The organism is Mesorhizobium sp. M4B.F.Ca.ET.089.01.1.1, assembly GCF_004022605.1.
In the GTDB taxonomy this organism is placed as follows: Bacteria; Pseudomonadota; Alphaproteobacteria; order Rhizobiales; family Rhizobiaceae; genus Mesorhizobium; species Mesorhizobium abyssinicae.
This window is the reverse complement of the sequence record NZ_RZOS01001109.1, coordinates 1-702: the sequence shown is the minus strand read 5'-3', so window position 1 is coordinate 702 and position 702 is coordinate 1. Positions and strand designations below refer to the sequence as shown.

Sequence of the window (702 nt, the reverse complement as noted above, 5' to 3'; positions counted from 1 at the left end):
CGGCACGCCCCGTGGTCAGTCCGGCAATCTCGGCGGCGACGTCGAAATCCTGCGCCTCGATGCGCACGGTCGGCCGCACGGCGCCGGGCACGGTTTCAGCCCCCGGTCATCGGCGGGAACAGCGCGATCTCGCGCGCGCCCGCGATCTTCTCGCGGTGGCCGACATGTTCCTGGTTGATGGCGACGCGGATGACGTCGGAAAACTGCAGCGCGTTCTCGTACTCCTCGCCGCGCGACTTCAGCCAACGCAGCAGGTCGGCCACCGTCTCGATGCCGGCTGGAAGTTCGACATCCTCCTCCGGCTTGCCGATCCGTTCGCGCACCCAGGCGAAATAGATGAGCTTGGTGGCCATCTCACTCGTCCATGATGTGCTTGAGGCCGGCGCGGAAATAATCGTAACCGGTGTAGAGCGTCACCAGCGCCGCGATCCATAGCAGCACCAGCCCGGTCTGGGTGGTCAGCGGGAAGATCTTGTCGCCGGCGGGACCCGCGAGCAGGAAGGCGATGGCGACCATCTGGATGGTGGTCTTCCATTTGGCGAGCTGGGTGACGGGCACCGAGACCTTGAGGGCCGCCAGATATTCGCGCAGGCCCGAGACCAGGATCTCGCGGCACAGTATGATGATCGCCGCCCACAGCGACCAGCCGGCGATGCCGGCATGGCGGTCGGTATCGGCGGCAAGCAGCAGCAGACCTCCAAC

The 702-nt window shown here is 66.1% G+C and carries 2 protein-coding genes and 1 pseudogene; all 3 read right to left on the bottom strand.

All coding sequences use genetic code 11. The annotated features are described in order from the left end of the window. Positions 1 to 91, bottom strand: a pseudogene (locus EN780_RS41155) (molybdopterin synthase catalytic subunit); the annotation flags it as partial. A 4-nt stretch (positions 92 to 95) separates the two neighbouring features. Continuing rightward, positions 96 to 353 (bottom strand): molybdopterin converting factor subunit 1, encoded by a 258-nt coding sequence (gene moaD / locus EN780_RS36295; protein ID WP_128276599.1) that lies wholly within the window; start codon positions 351 to 353, stop codon positions 96 to 98. A gap of 1 nt (position 354) precedes the next feature. Next, positions 355 to 702 (bottom strand): CDP-alcohol phosphatidyltransferase family protein (locus EN780_RS36290; RefSeq protein WP_348631299.1); only part of this gene is annotated, 348 nt, incomplete at its 5' end.

Coding starts and splice junctions, on each gene's coding strand:
- moaD (WP_128276599.1), bottom strand. CDS start 353: ATGGCCACCAAGCTCATCTATTTCGCCTGGGTGCGCGAACGGATCGGC.